The sequence below is a fragment of the Frankia sp. CeRuru1 genome (assembly GCF_977966315.1).
On sequence record NZ_CDWWEW010000012.1, the window covers coordinates 1 to 26728 of the forward strand.

General features: G+C 71.6%; 21 protein-coding genes. 11 read left to right on the top strand and 10 right to left on the bottom strand.

The window, feature by feature from the left end; all coding sequences use genetic code 11:
- The 6 genes from secD to cutA form a co-directional block, all read left to right on the top strand.
- On the top strand, nucleotides 1-1365 hold a 1365-nt coding region (gene secD / locus AC08OP_RS01865; RefSeq protein ID WP_476612615.1), incomplete at its 5' end, for a protein translocase subunit SecD.
- A gap of 1 nt (nucleotide 1366) precedes the next feature.
- Nucleotides 1367-2602, top strand: a complete 1236-nt coding sequence (secF, locus tag AC08OP_RS01870; RefSeq protein WP_476612616.1) for a protein translocase subunit SecF — start codon at nucleotides 1367-1369, stop codon at nucleotides 2600-2602.
- 105 nt (nucleotides 2603-2707) lie between these two features.
- Nucleotides 2708-3274, top strand: a complete 567-nt coding sequence (locus AC08OP_RS01875) for an adenine phosphoribosyltransferase (protein WP_476612617.1) — start codon at nucleotides 2708-2710, stop codon at nucleotides 3272-3274.
- 82 nt (nucleotides 3275-3356) lie between these two features.
- On the top strand, nucleotides 3357-5960 hold the full coding sequence (locus tag AC08OP_RS01880) for a RelA/SpoT family protein (protein WP_476612618.1): 2604 nt from the start codon (nucleotides 3357-3359) through the stop codon (nucleotides 5958-5960).
- 22 nt (nucleotides 5961-5982) lie between these two features.
- The gene (locus AC08OP_RS01885) at nucleotides 5983-8226 is read left to right on the top strand and encodes a RelA/SpoT family protein (protein WP_476612619.1); all 2244 of its coding nucleotides are present in this window, start codon (nucleotides 5983-5985) and stop codon (nucleotides 8224-8226) included.
- Nucleotides 8227-8589: 363 nt separating this feature from the next.
- Nucleotides 8590-8916 (top strand): divalent-cation tolerance protein CutA, encoded by a 327-nt coding sequence (gene cutA / locus AC08OP_RS01890; RefSeq protein ID WP_476595121.1) that lies wholly within the window; start codon nucleotides 8590-8592, stop codon nucleotides 8914-8916.
- Here cutA and AC08OP_RS01895 read toward each other — a convergent pair.
- On the bottom strand, nucleotides 8909-10432 hold the full coding sequence (locus AC08OP_RS01895) for a helix-turn-helix domain-containing protein (protein ID WP_476612620.1): 1524 nt from the start codon (nucleotides 10430-10432) through the stop codon (nucleotides 8909-8911). The two genes, cutA and AC08OP_RS01895, sit on opposite strands and share 8 nt — an antisense overlap.
- 172 nt (nucleotides 10433-10604) lie before the next feature.
- On the opposite strand from AC08OP_RS01895, the gene AC08OP_RS01900 reads away from it, so the two are divergent.
- Nucleotides 10605-12413, top strand: a complete 1809-nt coding sequence (locus AC08OP_RS01900) for a DEAD/DEAH box helicase (protein ID WP_476612621.1) — start codon at nucleotides 10605-10607, stop codon at nucleotides 12411-12413.
- An 8-nt stretch (nucleotides 12414-12421) separates the two neighbouring features.
- Here the strand turns inward: AC08OP_RS01900 and AC08OP_RS01905 are convergent, their stop codons facing one another.
- Nucleotides 12422-13300, bottom strand: a complete 879-nt coding sequence (locus tag AC08OP_RS01905) for a peptidylprolyl isomerase (protein WP_476612622.1) — start codon at nucleotides 13298-13300, stop codon at nucleotides 12422-12424.
- A 253-nt stretch (nucleotides 13301-13553) separates the two neighbouring features.
- Here AC08OP_RS01905 and serS point away from each other — a divergent pair, with 253 nt between their 5' ends.
- Nucleotides 13554-14816: a serine--tRNA ligase gene (serS, locus tag AC08OP_RS01910; RefSeq protein ID WP_462185976.1), complete on the top strand. Its 1263-nt coding sequence runs from the start codon at nucleotides 13554-13556 to the stop codon at nucleotides 14814-14816.
- Here serS and AC08OP_RS01915 read toward each other — a convergent pair.
- From AC08OP_RS01915 to AC08OP_RS01940, 6 genes are all read right to left on the bottom strand, one after another.
- Nucleotides 14789-15820: a phytoene/squalene synthase family protein gene (locus AC08OP_RS01915; protein ID WP_476612623.1), complete on the bottom strand. Its 1032-nt coding sequence runs from the start codon at nucleotides 15818-15820 to the stop codon at nucleotides 14789-14791. The two genes, serS and AC08OP_RS01915, sit on opposite strands and share 28 nt — an antisense overlap.
- Before the next feature lie 110 nt (nucleotides 15821-15930).
- On the bottom strand, nucleotides 15931-16890 hold the full coding sequence (locus tag AC08OP_RS01920; protein ID WP_476612624.1) for a VWA domain-containing protein: 960 nt from the start codon (nucleotides 16888-16890) through the stop codon (nucleotides 15931-15933).
- Complete coding sequence (locus AC08OP_RS01925) at nucleotides 16890-18029, bottom strand: DUF58 domain-containing protein (RefSeq protein WP_476612625.1); 1140 nt, start codon at nucleotides 18027-18029, stop codon at nucleotides 16890-16892. Before AC08OP_RS01925 ends, AC08OP_RS01920 begins: the two co-directional genes overlap by 1 nt.
- Complete coding sequence (locus tag AC08OP_RS01930) at nucleotides 18026-19135, bottom strand: AAA family ATPase (RefSeq protein ID WP_476612626.1); 1110 nt, start codon at nucleotides 19133-19135, stop codon at nucleotides 18026-18028. Before AC08OP_RS01930 ends, AC08OP_RS01925 begins: the two co-directional genes overlap by 4 nt.
- Nucleotides 19136-19328: 193 nt before the next feature.
- Nucleotides 19329-20840: a phytoene desaturase family protein gene (gene crtI / locus AC08OP_RS01935; protein ID WP_476612627.1), complete on the bottom strand. Its 1512-nt coding sequence runs from the start codon at nucleotides 20838-20840 to the stop codon at nucleotides 19329-19331.
- A gap of 67 nt (nucleotides 20841-20907) precedes the next feature.
- Complete coding sequence (locus tag AC08OP_RS01940) at nucleotides 20908-22086, bottom strand: polyprenyl synthetase family protein (protein WP_476612628.1); 1179 nt, start codon at nucleotides 22084-22086, stop codon at nucleotides 20908-20910.
- Between the two features lie 69 nt (nucleotides 22087-22155).
- On the opposite strand from AC08OP_RS01940, the gene AC08OP_RS01945 reads away from it, so the two are divergent.
- Nucleotides 22156-22842, top strand: a complete 687-nt coding sequence (locus AC08OP_RS01945; RefSeq protein ID WP_476612629.1) for a DUF4097 family beta strand repeat-containing protein — start codon at nucleotides 22156-22158, stop codon at nucleotides 22840-22842.
- 262 nt (nucleotides 22843-23104) lie between these two features.
- On the top strand, nucleotides 23105-24001 hold the full coding sequence (gene metF, locus AC08OP_RS01950; RefSeq protein ID WP_476612630.1) for a methylenetetrahydrofolate reductase [NAD(P)H]: 897 nt from the start codon (nucleotides 23105-23107) through the stop codon (nucleotides 23999-24001).
- A gap of 104 nt (nucleotides 24002-24105) precedes the next feature.
- Here metF and AC08OP_RS01955 read toward each other — a convergent pair whose 3' ends face one another.
- Complete coding sequence (locus tag AC08OP_RS01955; protein WP_462185985.1) at nucleotides 24106-24354, bottom strand: hypothetical protein; 249 nt, start codon at nucleotides 24352-24354, stop codon at nucleotides 24106-24108.
- Nucleotides 24355-24713: 359 nt separating this feature from the next.
- On the opposite strand from AC08OP_RS01955, the gene AC08OP_RS01960 reads away from it, so the two are divergent.
- Nucleotides 24714-25472 (top strand): CDP-alcohol phosphatidyltransferase family protein, encoded by a 759-nt coding sequence (locus tag AC08OP_RS01960; protein WP_476612631.1) that lies wholly within the window; start codon nucleotides 24714-24716, stop codon nucleotides 25470-25472.
- On the opposite strand, the gene AC08OP_RS01965 is transcribed toward AC08OP_RS01960, so the two are convergent.
- On the bottom strand, nucleotides 25395-26728 hold a 1334-nt coding region (locus AC08OP_RS01965), incomplete at its 5' end, for a phytoene desaturase family protein (RefSeq protein ID WP_476612632.1). The genes AC08OP_RS01960 and AC08OP_RS01965 overlap by 78 nt on opposite strands.

Here is a 26728-nt window from a genome sequence, read left to right on the forward strand (position 1 = left end):
AGCCAGAGCACGCCGAGCATCGCGCCATCATCCCAGGCACCCGCTGCGTCGAACAAACCGGCCGCACTCGGTGACGGCACGGGCCGCGGCCTGATCGCCCAGCCGGTGTCGCTGGCCGCCGCGGGCACGCCCGCGGTGAGCGCGGCCTCGGCTTCTCCGGCGGCCTCGGCTTCTCCGGCGGTCTCGGCCGCCCCCACGCCGGCGGCGACCGGGTCGACCGCGCCGGCCGGGGACAGCCCGCCCGCCGACGTGTTCGCTCGCTACGAGTCGCTGACGTGCGCAGCGGCCGACGTCCGCAAGGCCTCGGTCAGCACCGACCGCCCGCAGGACTGGACCGCCGCCTGTGACCGGACCGGGACGACGAAGTACCTGCTCAAGCCGGCCACGGTGGTCGGGACGGATGTGAAGACCGCCTCCGCGGGCCTGCAGGGCGGCGGCGGGACCACGGGCGTCACCACCGGGCAGTGGGTCGTGAACGTCGAGTTCACCGGTTCGGGCCAGAACAAGTTCACCAAGCTGACCGAGAGCACGATCGGCAAGCAGGTCGCGATCGTGCTCGACGGGGTGGTGCAGTCCGCGCCGCAGACCAACGAGCGCATCCCCGGATCGGCCCAGATCTCCGGCGGCTTCAGCCAGTCCGAAGCCGAGGACCTCGCCAACGTGCTGCGCTACGGTGCCCTTCCCCTGGCCTTCGAGCGCTCCCAGGCCGAGTCCATCTCGCCGACTCTCGGCCGTGACTCGCTGCACGGCGGGCTGCTCGCCGGCGCCATCGGACTCGTTCTCGTCATCGCCTACTCCTTCCTGTACTACCGGGCGCTGGGCATTGTCGTGATCGCCTCCCTCGCCGTCAGCGGTCTGCTGATCTACGCCTCGGTGGTGCTGCTCGGCGTGGCGATCGGGTTCACGCTGACCCTGGCGGGCATCGCCGGTCTGATCGTGTCGATCGGTGTCACGGCGGACTCGTTCGTGGTCTACTTCGAACGGATCAAAGACGAGGTCCGGGCCGGCCGCACGGTCCGGGCGGCCACGGATCGTGCCTGGCCCGCCGCGCGGCGCACGATGCTCTCCGCGGACACGGTTTCCTTCCTGGCCGCCGCGGTCCTCTACATCCTGTCGATCGGCTCGGTGCGCGGCTTCGCCTTTACGCTCGGGCTGTCGACGTTGAGCGATGTCGTGATCATGTTTATCTTCACCCGGCCGTTGGTGACGTTGCTGGTGCGGCGCAGACTGTTCTCGGTCAGCCGGTACTCGGGCCTGAGCCCGAAGACCCTCGGCGGGCGTGGCGGTGGCGTGGCGCCGGCCGCTCCCACCCGGGCGCGGCTGGCCAAGCGGCCGGCGCCGGCCGGGCAGAGGCGGGAGAGCTGAGATGGCACTGGTCGGGCGGATCTACCGCAGCGACTTTAACGTCGACTTCGTCGGCCGGCGCAAGGCCTGGTATGCCGTCTCCGGCGTCGTGGTCGCCGTCTGCATCATCAGCATGATCTTCCGTGGCTTCACCTTCGGTATCGAATTCTCCGGTGGCGCGGTCTTCCAGCTACCCAGCAGTGGCGGTACCGTCGCGCAGGTCGAGGACACGCTGTCCGGCATCGGGCTCGACCCGGCGGACAGCGTGGTCCAGCAGCTGGAGACCTCCCACCAGTTCCGGATCCAGACGCCGACCCTCTCCGACGCCCAGACCCGTGAGCTGACCGGCGCGTTGGCCAAGCGCTTCTCGGTGTCGGACCCGGACCGCGACATCGCTGTGTCGACCGTCGGCTCGTCCTGGGGATCGACGATCACAAACAAGGCCCTTCAGGGCCTGGTCGTCTTCCTCGTGCTCGTCGTGATCTACCTCTCGGTACGGTTCGAGTGGAGGATGGCGCTCGCGGCGATAGCCGCTCTCGTTCATGACCTCGTCGTGACTATGGGTGTCTACTCGCTGGTGGGTTTCGAGGTGACGCCGTCGACGGTCATCGCCGTGCTGACGATCCTCGGATTCTCTCTGTACGACACGGTGGTGGTGTTCGACCGGGTGCGGGAGAACACCGCGGGCATGGGCACGTCGACACGGCGGACCTACGCGGAGGCGACGAACGACGCGCTCAACGAGACGTTGGTGCGTTCGCTGAACACCTCGCTCATCGCCATCATCCCGGTCGCCTCCCTCCTCTTCGTCGGCGCCGGTCTGCTCGGTGCCGGCACGCTGAAGGACCTCGCGCTCGCCCAGTTCGTCGGTATCGCCTCCGGTACATATTCCTCCCTGTTCTTTGCCACGCCGCTGCTCGTCGACCTCAAGCGCGGCGACCCCGCCGTGCGGGCGCTGGACGCGCGGGTCGCCCGCGAGCGCGCCAGGCGGGTCCGGGCAGCCGCGGGTGCGCCGGGCACGGCAGTTTCCGCCGGCGCGGCGGTCGATCCGGCCGGCTGGGGTGAGGACGGTCCTGTCCCCGACGAGCGGGCCGAGCAGGCCGTAGGACGACCCGCCTCCGGCGCGCGTGAACCGGTTCCGGCCGGGGCGAACCTGGGCGGTGCCGCCCGACGACCGTCGGGCGCGCCCCCCGCCCGGCGCGCCGCGGGGCGCAAACCCGGCCGGCGCGGACGGCCGAGCGGTAAGAAACGCCGATGAGCCAGGTCACCGGCCGCGCGGATCCGGGCGGCCCCGATCGTGTGGCGGCAGATCTCCGGACGCCCCTGAAGTCCGGACGACCTTGAAGGTGGGAGAAGCGGCACGATGACGAGCATCGACGACGCACCGCAGCGATCCGCCGCGCACGACGCGGTCGCCGAGGTCCTGCGTGCCCACATCCGCGACATTCCCGACTGGCCGCAGCCGGGGGTCGTGTTCAAGGACATCACCCCGCTGCTCGCGACGCCGACCGCGTTCGGGGTGGTCATCGGTGCACTGGCGGACGCGGCCCGGGCGTTGGGGGCCACCACGATCGCCGGCATCGAGGCGCGGGGCTTCCTGCTAGCCGCGCCGGTCGCGGACCGGCTGGGCGCCGGCCTCGTGCCGATCCGCAAGCAGGGCAAGCTGCCGGGGCCGACCCGAAGCGCGTCCTACGACCTGGAGTACGGCGCCGCCACGATCGAGATCCACGCCGACGCAGTGCACGACGGCGACCGGATCCTGCTCGTCGACGACGTGCTGGCCACCGGTGGCACCGCGGCCGCCGCCCACAGCCTGCTCGGGGCTGGCGGCGGGGAGGTCGTGGGGCTGGCGGTCCTCATGGAGCTGTCCTTCCTACCGGGCCGTGATCGGGTTGCGCCGCTCGATGTCGTCTCCCTTCTGGCGATTTGATCTTGCCTGAGCGAGGTCCGCGGAAGGCTTCTGACCAGTGCGGCGTTAGGCTCGGTGTCTAGTCCTTACGCAGGAGCGGTTCGTGCCCGAGGCAGCGCCGGTGACCACCGGAGTTCCGCCGCCCGCCGTCACTCCCTTCCGGGAGCCCCGGCCGGTGGGCGATGCCGCACGGGCCACCGCCGGATCGGCGGCGCGTGAGCCGGCAGCCCACGGACCGGCAGCCCACGGACCGGCAGCCCACGGGCCGGCACAGCCGCCGGCCGCGGATGGTGGCGATGTCCGCGGGGAGGAGTCACCAGGTGGATCCCCGGGGGGGTCCGAGCTGGTCACCGCGGTCGGCATGGGACGGCGTCCCGAGGACGGTTCCCCGGTCGTCCCCCGGCTGGGGCACGAGTCGCCGCCGCTGCCGCGTCGGGTGCGCGGGCGGCTCTCCCGCTTTTCGACGCACCGGGCGACGCCTCCCTCGGCTCTCGATCCGGTGCTGCGCGGGCTGCTCGCGAACCACCCGCGCGCCGACATCGCCCAGGTGCAGCAGGCGTTCGAGGTCGCCGACGCGGCGCACGCCGGCCAGGTGCGCTTCTCCGGCCACCCGTACATCACTCATCCGATCGCGGTCGCGAGCATTCTCGCCGATCTGGGGATGGACACCGCGACGCTGTCCGCGGCGTTGCTGCACGACACCCTCGAGGAGACGACGCTTACCGTCGACACAATCCGGGACACCTTCGGTGACCATATCGCGCTCATCGTCGACGCGGTCAGCAAGCTCAACCGGGTCAAGGTCGGCGAGGCGGCCCAGGCGGAGACCATCCGCCGGATGGTCGTCGCGATGGCCCGCGACCCACGCGCGCTGGTGGTCAAGCTCGCCGACCGCCTGCACAACATGCGTACCCTGCGCTTTCTGCCCGAGCACAAGCAGGAACGCAAGGCCGGGGAGACGCTCGAGGTCTACGCCCCGCTCGCCCACCGGCTCGGCATGAACTCGTTGAAGTGGGAGCTGGAGGACCTCGCGTTCGCTGCGCTGTATCCGAAACGGTACGATGAAATCGTCCGGCTGGTCGCTGACCGGGCCCCGAGCCGGGACGTCTATCTGGCCGAGGTGATCGGGCAGGTGCAGGCCGGCCTGCGGGACGCGCGGATCAAGGCGGTCGTCTCCGGGCGGCCGAAGCACTATTACTCGATCTACCAGAAGATGGTGGTGCGCGGCCGTTCCTTCGACGACATCTATGATCTGGTCGGCATCCGCGTCCTGGTCGACTCGGTCCGGGACTGCTATGCCACGCTGGGCACCGTGCACGCGACCTGGAAGCCGATTCCCGGCCGGTTCAAGGACTACATCGCGATGCCTAAGTTCAACATGTACCAGTCGTTGCACACGACGGTCATCGGTCCCGAGGGCAAACCGGTCGAGCTGCAGATCCGCACGCACGCAATGCACAACCGGGCCGAGTACGGCATCGCCGCGCACTGGAAGTACAAGGAGGACGGGGTTGCGGCCCGGCCCTCGGCGGGGACCCCGGAGGGCGGGCGGGCCGGTCGGCGCAAGGGCGGACCCGACGCGGACCTCATGACCTGGCTGCGTCAGGTGCTCGACTGGCAGCGGGAGACCGCGGACCCGGGAGAGTTCCTCGACAGCCTGCGGTTCGCCGCCGAGACCGACGAGGTTTTCGTCTTCACCCCCAAGGGCGACGTCATCCCGCTACCCGCCGGGTCGACGTCGGTGGACTTCGCCTACGCGGTGCACACCGACATCGGTCACCAGTGCGTCGGGGCCCGGATCAACGGCCGTCTCGCAGCCCTGGACACCCCGCTGGACAATGGCGACACGGTCGAGATCTTCACCTCGCGGGCCCATTCGGCCGGCCCGAGCGGGGACTGGTTGATGTTCGTCCGTTCGTCGCGGGCCAGGACGAAGATCCGCCAGTGGCACGCCCGTGAGCGCCGGGAGGATGCGATCGTCGCCGGCCGCGACGCGATCGGCCGCGCGATGCGCCGCCACGGCCTGCCGCTGTCCCGCCTGATGAGCGGGGACGCCCTGCTGAACCTGGCCAAGGACCTGCGCTACGCCGACGTGGCCGCCCTCTACGCGGCCGTGGGGGAGAACCACGTCAGCGCCCAGTTGGTGGTCTCGCGGCTGCTCGTGGCCCTCGGCGGCCCGGAGGGGGCCGAGGAGGACGCGGGTGAGACCGAGCTGCCGATCCGCACGCTGCGCCGCTCGACCGGGGAGCCGGGGGTGCTCGTCACCGGTGCTCCCGATGTGTGGACGAAGCTCGCTCGCTGCTGTACGCCCATGCCCGGCGACGAGATTGCCGGTTTCGTCACCCGGGGCAAGGGCGTGTCGGTCCACCGGACGGACTGCTCCAACCTGTCGGGGCTGCGTGGCGGGCCGCACGACCGCACGGTCCAGGTCGAGTGGGCGCCGTCGTCGGGCTCGGTGTTCCTCGTCATGATCCAGGTCGAGGCGATGGACCGTACCAAACTACTCTCGGATGTCACCCGGGTACTGTCCGACCGGCACGTGAACATCCTGTCGGCGTCGGTGGCCACCACGCGGGATCAGGTGGCGGTCAGCCGCTTCACGTTCGAGATGGGAGACACCAAACATCTCAGGCACATCCTGAGTGCGGTGCGTGCTATCGAGGGTGTGTACGGCTGTTTCCGCGTTACCTCGGGCGTACAGGTCTAACGGGTCGAATCAGGGGGGCGCCGTGGATGCTGAGACCGTGGGTGCGGGTCTGCCGGCCGGCGGCGGTCTGACCCCCGCGCTGTCCCGGGCCGACGGCGACGCCGACGAGGCCTCCCGGGCCCTGTCGGCGGCCCGGCAGGCGAGCGTGCGTCTCGCCCACCTGGCCCGGCGGATGGCGACACCGCGGATGTCCCAGGTGCCGCCGGAGCTGCGTGACATCGTCGAGGCGCATCGCGACTATCATCCGCGTGCCGACATCGGCCTGCTGGTGCACGCCTACGGCATCGCCGAGCGGCTGCACGCCGGTCAGATGCGGCGCAGCGGGGATCCGTACATCAGCCATCCCCTCGCCGTCACCGAGGTCCTCGCGGAGCTGGGGGTGGACACGACCACCCTGATCGCCGCCCTGCTGCATGACACGGTCGAGGACACCGGGTACACCCTCGACTCCGTTACCCAGGAGTTCGGTGCGGAGGTGGCCAACCTCGTCGACGGTGTCACCAAGCTGGACAAGATGCGGTTTGGGGAGGCCGCGGAGGCCGAGACGCTGCGCAAGCTGATCGTGGCCCTGGCCCGGGACTACCGGGTACTGGTCATCAAGATCGCGGACCGGCTGCACAACATGCGCACGCTCGCTTTCATGTCCCCCCCCAAACAGGTGAAGATCTCCCGGGTCACGCTTGAGGTCCTGGCCCCGCTGGCCCACCGGCTCGGCGTCAGCGTGATCAAGCGGGAGCTGGAGGACCGGGCGTTCGCCGTGCTCCATCCCGCCGAGCACGCCCGGATCGCCGCCACGGTGGACGAGTTCACCGCCGCTGAGCGCGCGGCCGGAACCGTCGCGGCGCTGGTGGCACGGTTGCGAGCCGGGCTCGCGGGGGCTCGCATCGACGGCGCCGTCTCCATCCGGGTCAGCCACCTGTTCTCGATCTACAAGCGGGCTCAGGAGCGCAACCGGCCCGTCCAGGACTACACCGACCTCGTCCGCGTCCTCGTGCTCGTCGACGAGGTGACGGACTGTTACGCGGCGCTGGGTGTCATCCACGCCCTGTGGCGACCGGTGCCCGGCAGGCTGCGCGACTTCGTGGCCACCCCGAAGTTCAACATGTACCAGTCCCTGCACACGACGGTGACCGACGACGCCGGCCGCTCCCTCGACATCCAGATCAGGACGCCGTCGATGCACCGGCTGGCCGAGACCGGGATCGTCGCTCGACCGGTCGGGCCCGGCGCGGACGGCGCCCGCCTGGAGGGCCTGTCCTGGTTGCACAGCCTGCTGGACTGGCAGGAGGAGGTCGACTCGGACGAGTTCCTCGAGTCGCTGTCCTTGGACCTGGACGCCGACGAGGTGCTGGCGTTCACGCCCAAGGGCAGGATGCTCGCGCTGCCGGCCCGGTCCTCCCCGGTGGATGTCGCCTACGCCGTGCACACCGACATCGGGCACCGGGCGATCGGCGCCCGGGTCAACGGTCGGCTCGTCCCGTTGCATACCCGGCTGCGCAACGGCGACGTCGTCGAGATCCTGACGTCCAACCTCCCCGGCGCGGGACCGTCGGAGGACTGGTTGCACTTCGTCAGGACCTCCCGGGCCCGGGTACGTATCCGGCGCCGGCTGGCCCGGCAGCGCAGGGACGCCGCGGCCGGGGTGGCCGAGCCGGGCGTCACGACCACTCGGTCCGGGAACGGCGGCGGGGCGCGGACCGCCGGCGGCGCGGACGGCGTCTCGTCGGGCCTGCCGTCGCCGGCCCGTCCGATCGCCCGGCGCGGGGTGCCCAGCCTCGCGGCCGTGGCGGACGACGGGGTGGGTGGTCGGGCGCCGGCGAGGCTGGCGCGATGTTGTCTTCCGCTGCCCGGAGACGTGGTCGTCGGCTTCGCGACGCACGGCAGCACCGTGTCTCTGCACCGCCGGGAGTGCATGAACGCCACCGAGGCGGGGTCGGACCGCGAGCGCGTCGCGGTGGTGACCTGGTCGGCACCGCAGGCGCAGATCTTTTCCGCGGAGATCGCCGTCGAGGCGTTCGACCGCTACGGGCTGCTCGCGGACATCACCGAGGTGCTCTCGGAGATCTCGGCGTCCGTCCGCGCGGCCTCGACGACCACATCCGATGATCGGGTCGCGCATGCGCGTTTCACGATCGAGGTCACCGGGCCGGAGCAATTGGACAAGGTGCTCGGCGCCGTGCGCGGCGTCGGCGGTGTCTACGACTGCTACCGCGTGTGCCAGACCCAGGGGCCGTCGGCTCACGGCGCGCTCGCCGGGGACGGGTGAAGCCAGCGTAGGGCGGCGGTGGCACCGACCCGGGCGTGGCAGCCACCCGGGCGGGGGACCGCGGCAGCGGTAGGACTAACCGGTGGGTGGGACCAGGCCGGTTACGGGACCAGGCCGGTCTTCTCCGATTGGCGCGGGGTGTTGTCTCTTGCGCCCAGCGTGGCCTTTCCGCGCCGGAATGTACCCTCCGGATCAACCGGCGGTAAACGGCTTGCGACTGAACCGCCCATTCCGGGTGGATCCGGGTGGAATGTCACGCGGAGAATACGGACGATCCTACCGGACACCGTAAATTCAACGGCTACCGCCACTGATCGATGTAGGGTATCTTGCGTATCCATCGTTTTAGAGATGGGAGTGCGCGTGGGTTACCTTCAGGTCATCGTGAGTATCGACTCCCGGGAAAGCGCTGACCGTATCGGCAGGCTCCTGGTGGAGGCGCGTCTGGTCGCCTGTTTCCAGGTGATCGGGCCGATGAGCAGCACCTACCGCTGGAAGGGCCAGATCGAGCAGGCCGAGGAATGGCTCTGTCTGGCGAAAACGACCACCGAACGATTCGACGAGCTACATGAGCGGCTCGTGGTCCTCCACCCCTACGAAAATCCCGAGATCATTGCGACGCCGATCGTCGCCGGCCATGCCGACTATCTGGGCTGGATCAGCGCCGAGACGGCACCCACCGTCAGGTGAGTGCCCGCAGCTGCTCGTCGAACTCGCGCACGGTCTGGGTGTGCTGCCAGGGCCGCAGGTGCTCCCGGGCGCGGCGGATACGGGCCAGGCCCAGTGAGAAGTCCGTCTGGGCCACGATCGCGAGGGACTCGGCCGCGAAGTGGCAGGCCGCCTCGATCTCCCGCCGCTGGATGTGCACCTCCGCGATGTCGCTCATCAGTAACGACCGCTTCTTCGTCGCACCGGGAGCGGCCGCCCGCAGTGCCTCGGTGGCCGCGGCGTAGGCCGCGGCGGGTCGCCGTAGCCGCGTGTAGGTGGTGACCTTCAGGCCATCGAGCCGGCCCCGGTCGAAGAACTGCGTCCAGACCCGGTCCCCGTTGCTCTCACCCCGGTCGAAGGCATCCTGGGCACGGTCGAGGGCGGCCAGCGCCGCCCGGCCCTCGCCGCGGGCGGCCTGCTCCTCAGCCTCCCGGGCAGCCAGCCAGGCCCTGGTCATCACCGTGCTGCCCGTGGCGGCCCGTCGCTGGGCCTCACCGAGCAGCGCGCAGGCCTGGTCGTGGCGGCCACGGCTGGCGGTCTGGTAGCTCTCGTAACCGAGCACGCAGGCCCACAGGGCGTTGTCGTCGGCCTCGCGGGCGGCCTCGATGGCCACCCGGTAGTAGGCGACGGCCGCGGGCAGGTCGTTCATGTCGAACGAGAGCCATCCGGCGAGCGCCGCCGTCTCCCCGGCGGTGGAGGTCAGCTCACGGCGTACCGGGGACCGGCTCATGGTCTCCAGCAGCTGACTGAGCCTGCTCAGATGCCCGGTGACCCGCTGTATCAGGATCCGGGCGGGAACGCGCTCCTCCAGGCCGTACAGCCCCGCGGTGAGCTGGCCCAGCTCGTCGGCGAGCTCCGGGGTCACCGTGCTACGGCGGCGCAGCGCCGCCGAGAGGCGCTCCCAGGGCGGGGTGTCCGTGACGCCGTTCATGGGCACGACGGCGACGCTGCCCGCCGCGGCGAAGAGCCGGAGAAAGTCCCGACGTTCCACGGGAATACCGTTCGTGTCGATCATGTCGGCGCCGGGGTGAAGCACGAGTGTGCCCGCGGCGCCCGTCTCGCAGGCCGCCTGTTCAAGGTTCATCGACGCGGCGACGGCCGTACCCTGACCGGTTCCGCCCAGCGGTGCTCCGGCGGCGGCGGGAAGCGCTTCGTCGTCCACGAAACCGAGCTCCGCCGACGACCGGCCGAATAGTGCCCGCAACAACCGCTGATAACGCAGGCTCGGTTTCTTGTCGCCTTTCTCCCACTTGCAGATCATGTTGCCGGTCACTCCGGCCTCGCGACCCTCGTGGATGACGGAGAACCGACGGATCTCGGTGGCGAGCCGTTCCTGCGACCAGCCCCGTTCCTCCCGGCTCAGCCGCAGCCGGGTGTTGGGTGTGCGGGTGTTGGGTGTGCGGGTGGCGGGCATCCTGCCGCCACCGGATACCTCAGGTGCTGGCGCGGAGGCCACCGGTGCGCGGGGAACTGCCGAAGGACCGGTCGTGAGCTGCATCGGAGCCTCCGAAGTCAATCGGTTGACTCCAGGAGCTTAACCCTCTGTGAGATAAGACGGTCATGCTCGGGCGTGGTCCCTTCGGGACCATCTACGGCAAACGTGTGGTCATCCCGACGCGCCTGCGACCGCCAGCGTCTTCGCCGAGTGTCGCCTTCTAGAGTGTGATGGCGTGAGAGCCGGCCCCCTCGACCGAAGCCCTCGTCCACGACGTCCCGTTCCACCAGCCCGACCGCTGCGCGCGTGGCAGCGTGCGGCCCTGGAGACCTACCGGTCACGGTCGTCGTCGGGCGCCCGGGACTTCATGGCGGTCGCCACCCCGGGCGCCGGGAAGACGACCTTCGCCCTGCAGGTGGCCGCCGACCTTCTCACTGCCGGCGAGATCAGTCGGATCACCGTCGTCGCGCCCACCGAGCACCTCAAACGCCAGTGGGCCGTGGCCGCGGCGGAGGTTGGTATCGACCTCGATCCGGACTTCCGCAACTCGGCCGGGGCGACATCCTCCGACTACACCGGTGTCGCCGTGACCTACGCCCAGGTGGCGGCGCATCCGGCCCTGCACCGCGCCCGGACCGCCGCGCGCCGCACTCTGATCGTCCTGGACGAGATCCACCACGCCGGCGACGCGCTGTCATGGGGTGAGGCGATCCGGGAGGCGTTCACCCCGGCCGCGCGGCGCCTCGCGCTGACTGGTACTCCGTTCCGCTCCGACGTCAACCCGATCCCTTTCGTCACCTACCTGCCGGGCCCCGACGGGGTGATGCGCAGCATCGCGGACTCCTCCTACGGCTATGCCGAGGCGCTGCGCGACGGGGTCGTCCGCCCGGTGCTCTTCCTTGCCTACTCGGGTGAGATGACCTGGCGGACCAGTGCCGGCGCGGAACTGAGCGCCCGGCTCGGGGAGCCGCTCACCAACGAGCAGACCGCCGCCGCGTGGCGCACCGCGCTCGATCCGGGCGGGGACTGGATGCCGGCGGTGCTCGCCTCCGCCGACACCCGGCTGTCCCAGGTGCGGGCCGGCGGCATGCCCGACGCGGGCGGGCTGGTCATCGCCACGGATCACGCGGCCGCGCGCGCCTACGCCGCGCTGCTCACCCGGATCACCGGCACCTCGCCCGTGTTGATCCTCTCCGATGACCCGACCGCGTCGACCAAGATCGCCGACTTTCGCCGGTCGGCCGACCGGTGGATGGTGGCGGTACGGATGGTCAGTGAGGGCGTGGACGTGCCCCGCCTCGCGGTCGGGGTCTATGCGACCTCGGCGTCGACCCCGCTGTTCTTTGCCCAGGCCGTCGGGCGGTTCGTTCGGGGCCGCGGTCACGGGGAGACGGCGTCGGTCTTCCTCCCGAGCGTGCCGTCCCTGCTGGCGCTAGCCGGCGAGATGGAGGTCCAGCGGGACCACGCTCTGGAGAAGTCCCCGCGCGATCCGGACGTCTTTGACGACGACGCGCTGCGGGACGCCAACCGGCGCAAAGACACCCCCGACAAGCCGGATACCTTGTTCACGGCGTTGGGATCCTCGGCCCATCTCGACCGAGTGATCTTCGATGGCGGCGAGTTCGGCACCCCGGCGGCCCCCGGGTCCATCGAGGAGGAGGACTTCCTGGGCCTGCCGGGCCTGCTGGAGCCCGATCAGGTCGCGGTCCTGCTGCGCCAGCGGGAGGCTGCCCAGCAGGCCGCCCAGCAGGCCGCCACGCGCCGTGCCGCCGCCCGTGCCGACGATTCGGTCCCGGCCGTCCCGCCGGCCCGCGAGGGCGTGCAGCCGGCGGCCGAGGCGGCTACCCGGCCCGTGCACGAGGTGATCGGCGAGCTGCGCAAGGAGCTGAACCGGCTTGTCGGCGCACACTTCCACCGCACGGGCAAGCCCCATGGGATGATCCACGCCGAGCTGCGCCGGACCTGTGGCGGTCCGCCGAGCGGCCAGGCCACCGCTGCGCAGCTCCAGGCCCGCATCGACACCATCCGCCGCTGGGCCGGTTGACCGGCGGGTCAGCCGCCCTGGGCGATCGTGATCGAAAGAATCTTCGGCTTGCTCGCCGGGGCACCGTCGGAGCCGCCGCCCTCGACGCCGGGCCCGGTGAGCTTGTCGAGCACGTCGAGTCCCTTGGTGATCTTCCCGAAGACGGTGTAATTGCCGGCGAGCGCCGCCGCGCCCTGCGGGGTCGGGTTCTGGTAGTTGATGAAGAACTGACTGCCGTTGCTGTCCGGCAGTTGGCTGTGCGCCATCGCCAGCACGCCTCGGTCGTAGGTCACGCCCTGGGTGTTCTCGTTGGCGTACCCGTACCCCGGGCTGCCGTTGCCGGTTCCGGTGGGGTCGCCGCACTGCAGGACCGAGATGCCCGCGTCGGCGCCTCCGGTCTGGCGGTGGCACGCGGTGCCGTCGAAGTACCTGGCGCCGGCGAGCGTGCGCAGGGCGTGCACCGTGCATGGTGCCTTCTGAGCGTCCAAGGCGGCCGTGATGGTGCCGGCGCCGGTGGTGATCACCATTGTCGCCGGGGACGTGTCGACGGTGGCCGCAGCCGCCGGCAGGGTGGCGCCGCGGGCCGGGGTCTCCCCGTTGGAGGTGTAGGTGCACTGTCCGACCCTGCTGGTCTGCCGGGGGGCGGCCGATTGTGTTGGCTCGGTCGCGGTGGGTGCGGTCGCGGTGGGTGTGGTCGTGACACCGGCGGCGGCCACGTCGGGGTGGTCGTCCTTGCCGGTGAGCAGGATCGCGGCGATCGTCGACGCCGCGACGACGATCGCGATGAATCCGGAGACGACCGCGAGCCGCTGCTGACGGCGGCGATGGGCGAGCCGGCGCCGCTCCGCCTGTCGGGTCGCCCGGGCCTCGGCGAGCTCGCGTTGACGTCGCTCCCTCGAACTGGCCACCGTCGCCGGCCTCCCTCGCTTCTGATGTGGTCTGTTGCTTCTGGCATGGTCTGGTTCTGGTGCGGTCTGGTTCTGGCGTGGTCTGTGCACCGTAACCGGTGAGCGGCGGATCGCCCCGCATGGTGCCTGCCGGGGCGGGTGCCTACCGGGGCGGGTGCCTACCGGGCCGGGAGCGGACCGGTGAGCGGGCCGGACGGCTGGTAGCGTTACCGCAAAGCACAATGCGGTACCGATCAGAGGCTGACGCGATTCCATGCTCGATAAGCGCTTTATCCGGGAGAATCCGCAGGCCGTGAAAGACGCGGTCGCGGCCAAAGGCATTGATCTGGATGTCGATGAACTGCTACAGCTCGACCGGGACAATCGCAAACTGCAGTTCGAGGTGGACGAGGCGCAGGCTCGGCGCAAAAGCTTCGCGAAGCAGTTCGCCGGGGCCGACGCGGCCCGGCGGGCCGAGCTGCGGGCCGAGCACGAGGCGTTCGACCGCCAGCTGAAGGACCTGCGCGAGCAGCTGGCCCGGACCGGGGCCCGGCTGTCCGAGCTGATGCTGCTGGTGCCGGGCATCCCGTGGCCGGGTGCGCCGGTGGGAGCCGATGAGTCGGCCAACGTGGTGTTGCGGACCGTCGGCGAGCCGCCGGAGTTCGACTTCACCCCGCTCGACCACACGGCACTGGCCGAGAAACGAGGGTGGGCGGAGTTCGCCCGGGCCCGGCGGGTCGCGGGGGAGCGGGCGTACGCCCTCGTCGGTGACATGGTCATGCTGGAGCGCGCGGTGCATTCCTATGCGCTCGACCTGCTGCGCGGGCTGGGCTTCATCCCCGTGTCGGTGCCCGCCCTGGTCCGGGAGGAGCCGCTCGTCGGCACCGGGATGCTACCCAAGGCCCGCGAGGAGATCTACGCGATCCCCGCTGACGGGCTTTACCTGGCGGGGACTGCCGAGGTGGCCCTTGTCGGCCTGCATGCCGGGGAGATTCTCGATGTGGGCCGCCTGCCGATCCGCTACGCCGGCATCTCGCCGTGCTTTCGCCGGGAGATCGGCAGCGCCAGCCGGGACGTCCGCGGTCTGCTGCGCGTCCACCAGTTCGAGAAGGTCGAACAGTTCGTGCTGTGCGCCGCCGACGAGGCCGAGTCGGCCCGCTGGCATGCCGAGTTGCTGGCCACCGCCGAGCGGATCCTGTCCGACCTCGGGCTGTGTTACGAGGTCGTCGAATGCGCCACCGGGGACATGGGCGTCGGCAAGTTCCGGATGAACGACATCAACACCTGGTTCCCCTCGCTCGGCCGATTCCGCGAGACGCACAGCTGCTCGACGCTGCACGACTGGCAGGCGCGCCGGGCGAACCTGCGCTACCGCGACACCGACGGCACCGTGCGTTTCGCGCACACGCTCAACAACACCGCCGTGGCGACCCCACGGCTGCTGGCGGCGTTGCTGGAGAACTTCCAGACCGCCGACGGCGAGGTGCGCGTTCCCGAGGCGCTGCGGCCCTACCTGGGGGGCCGTGAGCTGATCTGAGGCATCCCGTGGCCGTGGCCGCGACGCGCCCGGGCGGCCCGGACCAGGGCGGGCCCGGCGACCGCCAGCCGGCGCGGGAGCCCGACTGACACGCGGCGTTCGAGCACCCGGTAGTCGGCGCGCTCGACCTCGTCGAGGATGCCCCGGTAGAGGACGAATGCCGTCCGCAGGCAGTCGCGTGAGGTTGGGTGCAGCAGGCGGATGCCGGGCTCGGCGGCGCGGAACAGCTCCCGCGCCCGGCTGATCTCGAAGGCCAGCAGCCGGCGGACCGGCCCGTCGACGACGCCGGCGGCCAGCTGCTCCCGGGTGACCCCGAACAGGTCCAGCGAGGTCCGGGGCAGATAGACGCGGCCGCGCCGCAGATCCTCGCCGACGTCGCGGATGAAGTTGGCGAGCTGGAAGGCCATCCCCAGGTCGCGGGCATAGGGCAGGGCGCTGTCGTCCACCGGCTCGAGGATCGGCACCATCTGCAGGCCGATCACCGCGGCCGATCCGTGCATGTAGACGGTCAGCTCGTCCCAGGTCGCGTACTCCGTCACGGTGAGGTCCATCGCCATCGAGGCCAGGAACGCCGCGAAATGGTCCGGATCGAGCTTGAAGCGGTGAATGGTGTCGACCACCGCAGGCAGCACCGAGACCTCCGCGCGGTGCCGGTCCCTCCCGGCGCCGACGATCTCGGCGCCGACGATCTCAGCGTCGGCCATCTCAGCGTCGACGTCGACGGCGGGTGTCCCCGCCCGCAGTGCCGCGAGGAACCGGCCGCCCCACTCGTGCAGCCAGCGCGCCCGCTCGGCCTCGGTCAGCGTGGAGTCGAGATCGTCGACGATCTCGTCCGCGTAGCGGGCGAAGCCGTACAGCGCGTGGACGTGGGGCCGCTTCCACCCTGGCAGCAGCAGGGTGGCCAGGTAGTACGTGCGGCCGTGGGCGGCATTGAGCGCCCGGGCCCGCGCGTAGGAGGAACGTAGTCGAGGATCGATGATTCCGGCCGCGTCGAGCTGACCCACGTTAGTCAGCGTAGCCACCCAGCGAGGCGAATATCGACGGCTCCCGTCCGATCGGGGCGCCGACCTGCCCCGGGACGTCCGGTCGACCCCCCTCGTCGGCGTCGATCCCTTCAGGGAAGCCGGGACGCGAACGCCAGGGACGTCGCCGCCGCGGCGAATCCCAGCCCCAGGGACAGCCCGAGGAACCAGGTGGTGACCTCCCGGTATTCGGTCCGGTACCCGATCGAGCTACCGAGCCCCCGGTAGACCGAACGCAGTTCGTCGCCGGAGGTGGCCCGATGGTACGAGCCGCCGGTCTGCTCCGCGATGTCACGGAGCGCCTGCTCGTTGACCGGCACCGGCACCTCCTGACCGCCGACGTCGAGCGTTCCGTCGGCGGTGCCGTAGGCGATGGTGTCCACCGGGATACGGGCTTGCCGCGCCGTCTCGATCGCCTGGTTGTTCGGCCGCCCACGGGTGGTCTCCCCGTCGGAGAGCAGCACGATGGCGGCCGGAGGCGCGCTCTGCCCCGCGTCGGAGAACCGTTTGCCGGCGGCGGTGATTGCCTGGAGCGAGGCGAAGATTCCTTCGCCGACGGCGGTCGCGGGACCGAGCTGCAGGCCGCTGATGCCGGCGCGGACCGACTCGCGATCGGCGGACGCGGGCACCAGGACCGTCGCGCTGCCGGCGAACGAGACCAGCCCGAGGTTGATACGGGGAGGGAGCTGGTCGACGAATGCCGAGGCGCCCTGCTTGGCGGCCGCCAGCCGGGTCGGGGCGATGTCCGTCGCCGCCATCGAGTTGGAGACGTCGATCGCCAGGATGATCGTCGCGCGTTCCCGGGGAACCCGCTCGGCCCGCGCCGGTCGCGACAGGGAGAACACCAACCCGGCGAGGGTGAGCAGCAGCAGCGCCGCCGGGACGTGACGGCGCCACCACTGCGGTCGGCGGGGAAGCACCGAGGACAGCAGCGACGCCGACGACAGCCGGGCGGCATACACCCGCCGCCGCGCCGAGACCAGGACATAGGCGATCAGCAATGCGCCGACCCCCAGGTACAGCCACAGCCAGTGCCCGGCCAGGAAGCTCATCAGGTGCCTGCCCGGCTGGTGCCTGCCCGGCTGGTGCCTGCCCGGCTGGTGCCTGCCCGGCTGGTGCCTGCCCGGCTGGTGCCTGCCTGACTGGTGCCTGCCTGACTGGTGCCTGCCCGACTGGTGGCGGGCGCCGCCGTGCCACGCTGGTTGGCCCGACCCACGGGCGGGCGGCGGCCGGCGCCCCGGCCGCGCCGGTTCGCCGAGGCGAACCGGACGATGTCGACCAGCCAGTCCGAGTCGGTGCGCAGGACCAGATGGTCGGCGCCGACCCGGCGCAACGCCAGCGAGACCGCGCTGCGGTGGGCGACGGCGGCCGCGGCGTAACGTTCCCGCAACCGCCGCGACGACGTCGGGACCTCGACGAACGCCCCCGTCTCGGCGTCCACGACGGGCAGCAGCCCGACCGGCGGCAGGGTTAGCTCGAGCGGGTCGACGATCTCGATGGCGAGCACCTGATGCCGCGCCGCGAGCACCCGCAGCGGCCGTTCCCAGCGCAGGTCGGTGGACAGGAAGTCGGAGACGACGACTGCGAGCCCGCGGCGCCGCGGCGGGTGCAGCAGGTCCTCCACCGCCGCGGCGAGGTTGGTGGCCGCCGCCGGGTCGGGCCGGCGGCGGGGGCGGTCGTGCGCGCCGCGAGGCGTGGTGATGAGCGTGTGCAGCAGCGCCCGCAGCCCGTCCCGGCCGGGACGGGCTGGGATCGCCCGTGGACCGGCCTGGGTCAGCGCGATCGCGCCCATCCGGTTGCCGGTGCGGGCGGTCAGGAAGCCGACCGCGGCCGTGGCGGCAATCGCCAGATCACGCTTCTGCCAGGTACCGGTGCCGAACTCGGTGCTGGCGGTGAGGTCCACCAGCGCCCAGGTCTCGAGCTCCCGGTCGGCGATGAGATCGTGGACGTGGGGGACGGTGGTCCGGGCCGTGACGGCCCAGTCCATCCGGCGCACATCGTCACCGACGGCGTACTCGCGGCTCTCGGCCTTCTCGCTGCCCTGACCGGGCAGCAGCCCGAGATGATCGCCGAGGAGCATGCCGTCGAGACGGCGGAGCACGGTCAGTTCGAGCCGGCGCAGGGTCCGCTCCACCGCCGGATCGGTCGCCGACATGGAGCCGGCCCGGAGCCGGCCCGCGGGGTCCGTCATCCGGGCGCACCCTGGTCGAGGTATTCCGGGAAGCCCGAACGCGGGTTCGTCCCCCACCCGCCGGCCTGCGGACCGGTGGGGTAGTAGGGGCCCTGCTGGCGGGGCGCCACCTGAGGCTGCGGAACCACGCCCAGGATCCGGGCGGCGATCGCGTCCGCGGTCAGCCCCTCGGCCAGCGCCTCGTACGAGAGCACCAGGCGGTGGGGCAGGACGTCCGGGGCGACTGCGGCGACGTCGTCGGGTACGACGTAGTCGCGCCCGCGCAGCAGGCCGAGCGCGCGGGCCGCCGCGACCAGTCCGAGCGAGGCGCGCGGCGAGGCTCCGTAGGCCAGGTGGCCCTCGAGCTCGGGTAGGCCCGCCTCGCCGGGGGACCGGGTGGCGAGCACCAGCCGGACGGCGAACTCGATGATGGCGTGATGGACGAACACCTCGTCGGTCCGGGTCTGCAGCCGGGTCAGCGCCTCCGGGTTCAGGACCCGCTCGGGGACCGGTGGCGAGGTGCCCATCCGCCGGACGATCTCGAGCTCCTCCGCCGGGTTCGGGTAGGGGACGTTGACCTTCATCAGGAACCGGTCCCGCTGCGCCTCCGGTAGCGGGTAGACGCCCTCGGATTCGATCGGGTTCTGGGTGGCCAGTACCAGGAACGGCTCGGGAAGCCGGTGGGTGACCCCGCCGAGCGAGACCTGCTTCTCCGACATCACCTCCAGCAGCGCCGACTGCACCTTCGCGGGTGCCCGGTTGATCTCGTCGGCGAGCACGAAGTTCGCGAAGACCGGGCCGAGCTCGACGTCGAACGTCTCCTGGCTCGCCCGGTAGATACGGGCACCGACGATGTCGGAGGGCACGAGGTCGTTGGTGAACTGGATGCGGACGAACGAACCGCCGACGACGGTCGCGAGGGTCTGCACGGCCAGCGTCTTCGCGACTCCGGGCACGCCCTCCAGCAGACAGTGGCCCCGGGCGAGCAGGGCGACGAGCATGCGTTCGACCATCCGGTCCTGTCCGACGATCACTTTTTTGATCTCGAACAGGGCGCGTTCGAGCAGCGCCGCGTCCGACGTGGTGTCCGGTACGGCGAGGCCGGCCGGGCTGTGCCCTTCGTCCATGGCAGCATTGTCCCAGCCGCACCGTGGAACAGGGTGCCAAAGGACTCGGCACGGCCTGGCCGGAAGCCTCTTCTAAGCCGCTCTTCAGCAACTTCTCGGCGGTGGGAAATGTCCGGGGTGCCAGGGTGCCAGGGTGCCAGGGTGCCAGGGTGCCAGGGTGCCAGGGTGCCGGGCTGCCGGGGTGCGTCACGGGTCAGCGCAGGGCGCGGGAACGGTAGCCCCGGTCAGCGCCGAGGATCCGCTCCGCGGCCAGCCGGCCGGAGATGAGGACCATCGGGACCCCGACGCCGGGCCGGGTGCCGCTGCCGGCGAACACGACGTTCGCGAGGCCCGGGGCCAGGTTCGAGGGGCGGAACGGGCCGGTCTGGCGAAAGGTGTGGGCCGCCGCGAACGGGGCGCCCGCCGCCATCCCGCGGGCCCGCCAGTCGGCGGGCGTGGTGACCTGCTCCACCTCGATGGCGTCGCCGAAGCCTCGGTAGCCGTGGCGTTCGCAGGTGGCGACCACCTCGTCGCGGTAGCGCGAGCGCAGCACCGACCAGTCGAGCGGGGCGGTGAGGTTGGGTGTGGGGAAGAGCACGTAGTACGTGTGGCCGCCGGCCGAGGCCATCGCGGGTTCGGTACGTGAGGGGGTGGTGACGAGGAAGGACGGGTCGCTCATCAGCTCGCCGCGATCGATGATCTCGCGGAAGGTCGACCGCCAGGCCCGGCCGAAGTGGATGGTGTGATGCGCGGTGTGCGGGTACTCTACGCGCCCCCCGGCCAGCAGGAGGAAGCACGAGGGCGAGTACCGCAGGCGGCGCAGACGGGCCGGCGCCGTCGAGGGAGGCAGCAGTTCGGTGTAGGCGATCGGCAGGTCGGGGTTGAGCACCACCACGTCGGCGCCGATGCGCTCCCCCGCCGCGGTGTGCACCGCGACCGCCCGGCCGCCCCGCACCTCCACCCGCGTCACCGTGGTCTCGTAGCGCAGGGTGGCACCGTGCTTGGCCGCGGCGCCGGCCAGCGCCTCGGCAACGGCGTGCATGCCGCCGGTCGGGTGGTAGACCCCGGCGACGCAGTCCATGTAGGAGATGACGGCGTAGAGGGCCAGCGCGTCGTGCGGGGCGAGCCCGGCGTACATCGCCTGGAAGGAGAACATCCGCCGGGTCCGCGGGTCCCGCAGATGGCGGCCGACGACGGTGTCGAGCCGGCGGAAGCCGCCGAGGGCGGCCAGCCGGGCGAGCTGCGGGCGCAGCAACGACAGCGGGGAGTCGACCTGCGCGTCGATGAAGTGGCGCAGCTGGGTGCGGAACATCGCGGTGACGACGCCGACGAACCGCTCGAAGCCGGCCGCCTCCGCCGGGCCGCACAACGCCCGGATCTCCTGCGCGGTGTCGGCGGGGTCGGCGCGGATGTCCAGCGACGAACCGTTGGCGAAGAACCCCCGGTACATCGGGTCGAGCCGGGTCAGCGACAGCCAGCGGTCGAGATCCTCCCCGACACAATCCAGGGCGTCGGCAATCAGCTCGGGCATGGTCAGGACGGTCGGTCCGGTGTCGAAACGATAGTCGCCCAGCGCGAGCAGGCCGGCCCGACCGCCGGGGGTCGCCTCCCGCTCGAGCACCGTCACCTGCCGGCCGGCGCCGACCAGGCGCAGCGCGACCGACAGACCGGCGAGACCGGCCCCGACGATGACGACGTGATTCGTCGCTCCGGTCACCGTGCGCACCTGCCACCTGCTTCCTGGTCGATGGTCTTCCTGGTCGATGGTGCGGTTAACCGATGTGGTCAGTTGCTCAATGTGAGCGCAAAGTCGCCGCCATGGCGAGTTCCGTCAGGGCGGCGAGGGTCGTGACGTCCAGATCCGCCCGCCGCGCCGCCTCGACCGCTGAGGCGGTCCGGGCGGCGATCCGTTCCTCAGCGGCGGCCACCGCTCCGCTCGCGGCGATGATGTCGCGGGCCTCGGCGACCCGGGCGGCGCGAGCCGCGGGGTTCTCGGCGGGCCCGAATCCCGGGGAACATCCGGATTCCCCGGAATACCCCGCATTCTCGGGCTGCCCCGCATCCTCAGGGTGCCCGGCGCGCCGGACCGGCGGGGAGACCAGAGCGCGCAGCCGGGCCGCCGCGGCCGGCTGCGCGCGGGTCAGCGCGAGCGCCAGCAGGCCGGTGGGCCGCCCGTCACGCAGATCCTCCCCGGTGGGTTTTCCCGTCACCGCCGGATCGCCGAACACGCCCAGGAGGTCGTCGCGGAGTTGGAACGCCTCGCCGAGCGGCAGGCCGAACGCCGCGTAGGCCGCCAACAGGTCCGGCGGCGCGCCCGCGAGCAGACCGCCGAGCTGCAGGGGACGGACCACCGTGTAACCGGCGGTCTTGTACCGGGCGATGCGGACCGCCCGCCCGGGACCGAGGCCGCCGTGCGGACCGGCCTCGGCCTGGCCGACGAGGTCGAGGTACTGCCCCGCCATCAGCTCGCTGCGCATCCGCCCGTAGGTGGGCCAGGCCCGGACCAGCGCTTCGGGTGGCATCCCGCTGGCCGCGAGCAGTTCGTCGGCCCAGGCCAGGAACAGATCGCCGAGCAGGATCGCGGCCGAGCGGCCGAAGTCGGCGGGATCACCCCGCCAGCCGGCGGTCCGGTGGACCCGGGAGAAGCGCCGGTGCGCGGCCGGCCGGCCGCGCCGCGTGTCGGAGGCGTCCATGACGTCGTCGTGGACCAGCGCGCAGGCGTGCAGCAGCTCGAGGGCGGCGGCGGCGGTTACGATCTTGTCGCAGTCCGGGCCGTCCGCCCCTCGCCACCCCCAGTAGCAGAAGGCGGAACGCAACCGCTTGCCCTCCGCCAGCAGGAATTCGGTGGCGATGCGGACGAACGGGATCAGATCGTCGTCGATTCCGCACAGGAGCGCTCCGCGCGAACCGGTGAAGCGCCGCAACACGGCGGAGACCCGCCGGCGCACATCCACCGTCGTGTGGTCTGGCACCGTCGTGTGGTCCGGGACCATCGTGTGGCCGGGGATCGGCGGGCGCCCGGGGTACCGTGCGGTGTGCCCGTGTTCGACACCGCCGTCGTCGTGGTCGCCGTTCTGCTGGTTGCCGCCGCACTGGGCGGATTGACCCTGTTGCGGCTGCCACCCGCGGAGCTGACTCACACTGTCGACGGTATCGACGCCGTGGAGGTCCTGGTGGCCGCCGGCCGCGTCGAGATCTCCGGGCGGGACCGCGAGGACGTGCACGTCGCGCTGACCGTGCGGCGCCGTCCCGGCCGGTCCGTGCCCGCGATCACGAGGGCCGGGACCACGCTGCGGATCGACGGCCGGGCCAGCGATGTGCGGGCCAGGCTGACCGTGCCGCCACGGGTCCGGGTGCGGGCTGAGGTGCTCGCCGGCGAAATCACGCTGTGGGGGGTCGGCAGTGAACTGTCCCTGGTCACCCGCGATGGCACCATCGCCGGGCGGGAGCTCGCGCGCGGTCCGGTCGCCGCGCGCAGCCGGGACGGCGACGTCAGCCTGCACTTCAGCGAGCCGCCGGACGGCGTGCGGGCGCAGAGCGAGACGGGCATGGTCACCGTCATGCTGCCCGAGGGCGAGTACGGGGTGGAGGTGGAGACCGCCGATCCCGGGGCGGCCGACGTGGAGCTGACCCCGTCGGCGCACGCGGCACGCCAGGTGGTGGCGCGCAGCGTGTCCGGGCGGGTGCGGGTCGGTCTCGCCGCGCCGCTGGGACCCTTGTCCATCTGACGTCCCTTGTCCATCGGACGTCTTTTGTCTGTCTGCCGTCCATCTGGGTTCTCCCAGCTGGTCCCGCCCAACGAGCCCGTTCCAGCCGGGTTGCCCACCCATGTTGGTGGACTCGACGGATCATGACCCTCGCGGGATCACGCTGGGGATTCGTGGGATCACGCCGGGAAAATGTTGCTGCCCGCTGTCGGGGCCTGATCGGTTGTGTTTCCGACCGGGGGTCCGTCCTCGATCGTGGCCACGCCCGGTCTACCCTCGTGCCATGGCGGCGGTCCGGAGTCTGAGCACGCAACCCACGACGATGGGCGAGTACCTCGCCACCGGTCGTGCCTCCTTCTCCTTCGAGTTCTTCCCGCCGAAGACGCCGGACGGCGAGCGGCAGTTGTGGACGGCCCTGCGCCAGATCGAGGCGCTGCATCCCTCGTTCGTCTCGGTGACGTACGGGGCGGGCGGGTCGACGCGCGACGGCACGATCCGGGTGACCGAGCGGATCGCCACCGAGACCACCCTCACGCCGATCGCCCATCTCACTGCGGTCAACCACTCCGTCGCCGAGCTGCGCCGGGTCATCGGCAACTACGCCGGCGTCGGGGTGCGCAACGTCCTGGCCCTGCGCGGCGACCCGCCAGGGGATCCGCAGGGCACCTGGACCGCCCATCCCGCGGGCCTGCAGTACGCGGACGAACTCGTACGCCTGGTGAGGTCGGTCGGCGACTTCTGCGTCGGCGTAGCCGCCTTCCCCGACAAGCACCCACGGTCGGTCGACTTCGACAGCGACGCGCGCTACCTGGTGGGCAAATTCGACGCCGGCGCGGACTACGCCATCACCCAGTTCTTCTTCGGCGCTGACGACTATTTCCGTCTCGTCGACCGGGTCCGCCGGCTGGGCTGCGACAAGCCGATCATTCCTGGAATCATGCCGGTGACGAACGTCGCGCAGATCGTCCGGATGGCGCAGCTGTCCGGTGCGGCCTTCCCGCCGGCGCTGGCCTCCCGGTTGCAGACCGTCGCCGACGACCCGGCGGCCGTGCGGGCGATCGGGGTCGAGGTGGCGACCGAGTTGTCCCGTCGCCTGCTGGACGGCGGTGCCCCGGGCCTGCATTTCATCACTCTCAACCGCTCCAGCGCCACTCGGGAGATCTACCAGGCGGTCCGGTAACCGGCCGCGGTCCGCGGAGTGGCCGGTCCGCGGGGTGGCCCGGTGGCGCATGGTGGGTGGGCCGCTCGCCCGGCCCACCCGCGCTCATGCCGCCGGGCCGGCACTCAGTCGTGCTCGTCGTAGGCGTCGAAGACGCACAGCAGCCATTCGTCGCGGAGCGAATGCTCCCGGACCAGCGCGAACCCGGCCTGGTTGGCGGCGTCCACCACCGCCGTCACCAGGCTGAGATCAAGGGTGTTGAAGACCGGAGTGATCCGTACCGCAAGGATCACCTGGTCGCGATGGGCGGAGAAGACCGCCCGCGGGTCGAGGTCCTCAAGGGTCTCCACCACGCCGCCTACCTGTTCGGACACGTCACTCCCGCCACGTCTGGGTGGCACCGCTGTTCTCTCGTGACACCGCTGTTCCTCCGACACCGCGTCTCCCGACCTCGGGCCGGTCCGGTGACCGATCGGCGCCTTCGGTTTCGGTCGCCGGCCGGACGCAGGGTGCCGGTACGGCTCACGGTAGGGGATGACGAGACTCTATGTCCCAGCATGTCCCAGCGCGAGACGGCGTACCGGACGGATCCTGGCGTACCGGACGGATCCTGGCGTACCGGACGCGGCGCTGGCCGTACCGGGTGGAACGGGATGGCCGACGGGCACGATGGCCGACGGGCACGATGGCCGACGGGCACGATGGCCGACGGGCACGATGGCCGACAGGCACGATGGATGACGTGAGCACCCCGGTACCCGGTCGGGACACCTACCTTGCCCAATGGTCGACCTTGCACGGCGGCTACGACCTGGCGCGCGGGCTATGGCTCGTTCGTGCCTGGTTGACGGTGGTCTACTGGGTGGTCAGGCCGCTCGCCGCCCGCGGGGTGCGCCCGTCGGCGGTGACCGCCGGGGGGGCCGTGCTCACCACCCTCGCGATTCCCCCGGCCGTGGCTGGTGGCCGGTGGCCGCTGCTGGGGGCTCTGGTGATCGTGCTCAGTGGCCTGGCCGACAACCTCGACGGAGCGGTGGCGATCCTCACCCGGCGCACGAGCGCCTGGGGATATGTCCTGGACTCCGTCGTGGACCGCTGCGGTGACCTGGCCTACCTGCTGGCCCTGTGGTGTCTCGGCGCACCCGGCGGCCTTGTGATCGCGGCAGGCAGCATGCTGGGACTGCTGGAGTACACCCGGGCCCGGGCCGGCAACGCCGGCTTCGACGAGATCGGTGTGGTGACCGTCGGGGAGCGGCCGGCCCGGATCATCATCGCCGCGGTCGGCTCGTTCGGAGCGGGTCTGGTGCCCGGCCTCGCGAACCTCGCCGCGAGTATCGCGACGACCGCGACGCTGGCGGTGTGCGCCGTCGGCTTCTTTCAGCTCACGGCCACGGTCCACTCGACCCTGGCAGCCGGGTCAGGCCGGGCCGATGAGGCCGGCGACGATGCCGGCGGAGAGCACGACGAGCGGCAGCCCACCGCCGGGATGGGTTGATCCGCCGACGAGAAACAGGCCGGGCACCCGGGATGTGTTCGGAGGCCGCAGGAAGGCCGCCCGCACGCCGTTCGAGGATCCACCGTAGATGGATCCGCCCACCGTCCCGGTGCGCCGTTCCAGATCCGCCGGGGTGATGGTCTCGTACCAGCGTAACCGGGGGCGGACGTCGAACCCGCGGGCGGCAAGCACGTCGAGGATGCGCCGGGCGTAGCCGTCGACGAGCCCGGGACGGTCCCAGTCCAGGGTGCCTGCGCCGTCGTGGCCGCCTGCGCCCCGATGCGGGGGCGCGTTCACCAGGACGAACCACGCCTCGCAGCCCGGCGGCGCGCAGGCCGGGTCGGCGGGCGCGGCAAGGTAGACGGTGGGATCGGCCGCCAGCCGGCCCGCGAAGACGGCATCGAATTCAGCGTCGTAGTCGGCGGGGAAGGTGACCGTGTGATGCCCCAGCCCGGGCGTGCGACCCGTCAGGGCCAGCAGCAGCACGAAGCCGGACATCGACGGCACCGTCCGCCGCAGCCGCCGGCGGCCGGCCCGATCGTTCACCAGCCGGCCGTAGAGCGCCGCCGCGTCGGCGTTCGCGACGACGACGTCCGCGGGCAGCCGGGTACCGTCGGCGAGGCGGACCCCGTCGACCCGCCCGCCGGGGGTCCGGGTCACCGCCAGCACCGGCGCGTCGAGCAGGATCCGGACGCCGCGTTCCTCGGCGCGGTGGGTGAGCGCATCCCCGAGGCGGCGCAGGCCGCCCGCGACGTACCAGCCCCCGAAGCGCCGTTCCGCGTGGACCACCGACACCAGAGCGGCGGGGGCGTGCCGGGGATCGGATCCAGAGTAGGTGGCATAGCGGTCCAGGATCATCCGCAGCCGGGGATCACGCAGGTAGCGCAAGCCCAGCCGGCGCAGGCTCCGGCCGGGCGCGATCGCGGCGATGTCACCGGGTGAGGACCAGGCGAGCCGGACCAGCCCGGTCGCCGACACGGGACTGGACAGGAACGGTCCTTCGGCGGCGTCGAAGACCCGGCAGGCCCGGTCGGTGAGCCGCCGCCAGTCCTCGCCCGACCCGGGGGCGATCCGATCGTCCAGTTCGGCCACGAACGCGTCGTCGTCGGCATGCGCGGCGAGTGTCGTGCCGTCGGCGAACCGGTAGGACGCGATCGGGTCCAGTCGACGCAGCTCCACCTCACCGCGCAACGGCCCGCCGGTCGCGGTGAACAGGTCCTCGAACACGCCGGGCATGGTCAGCAGGGACGTGCCGG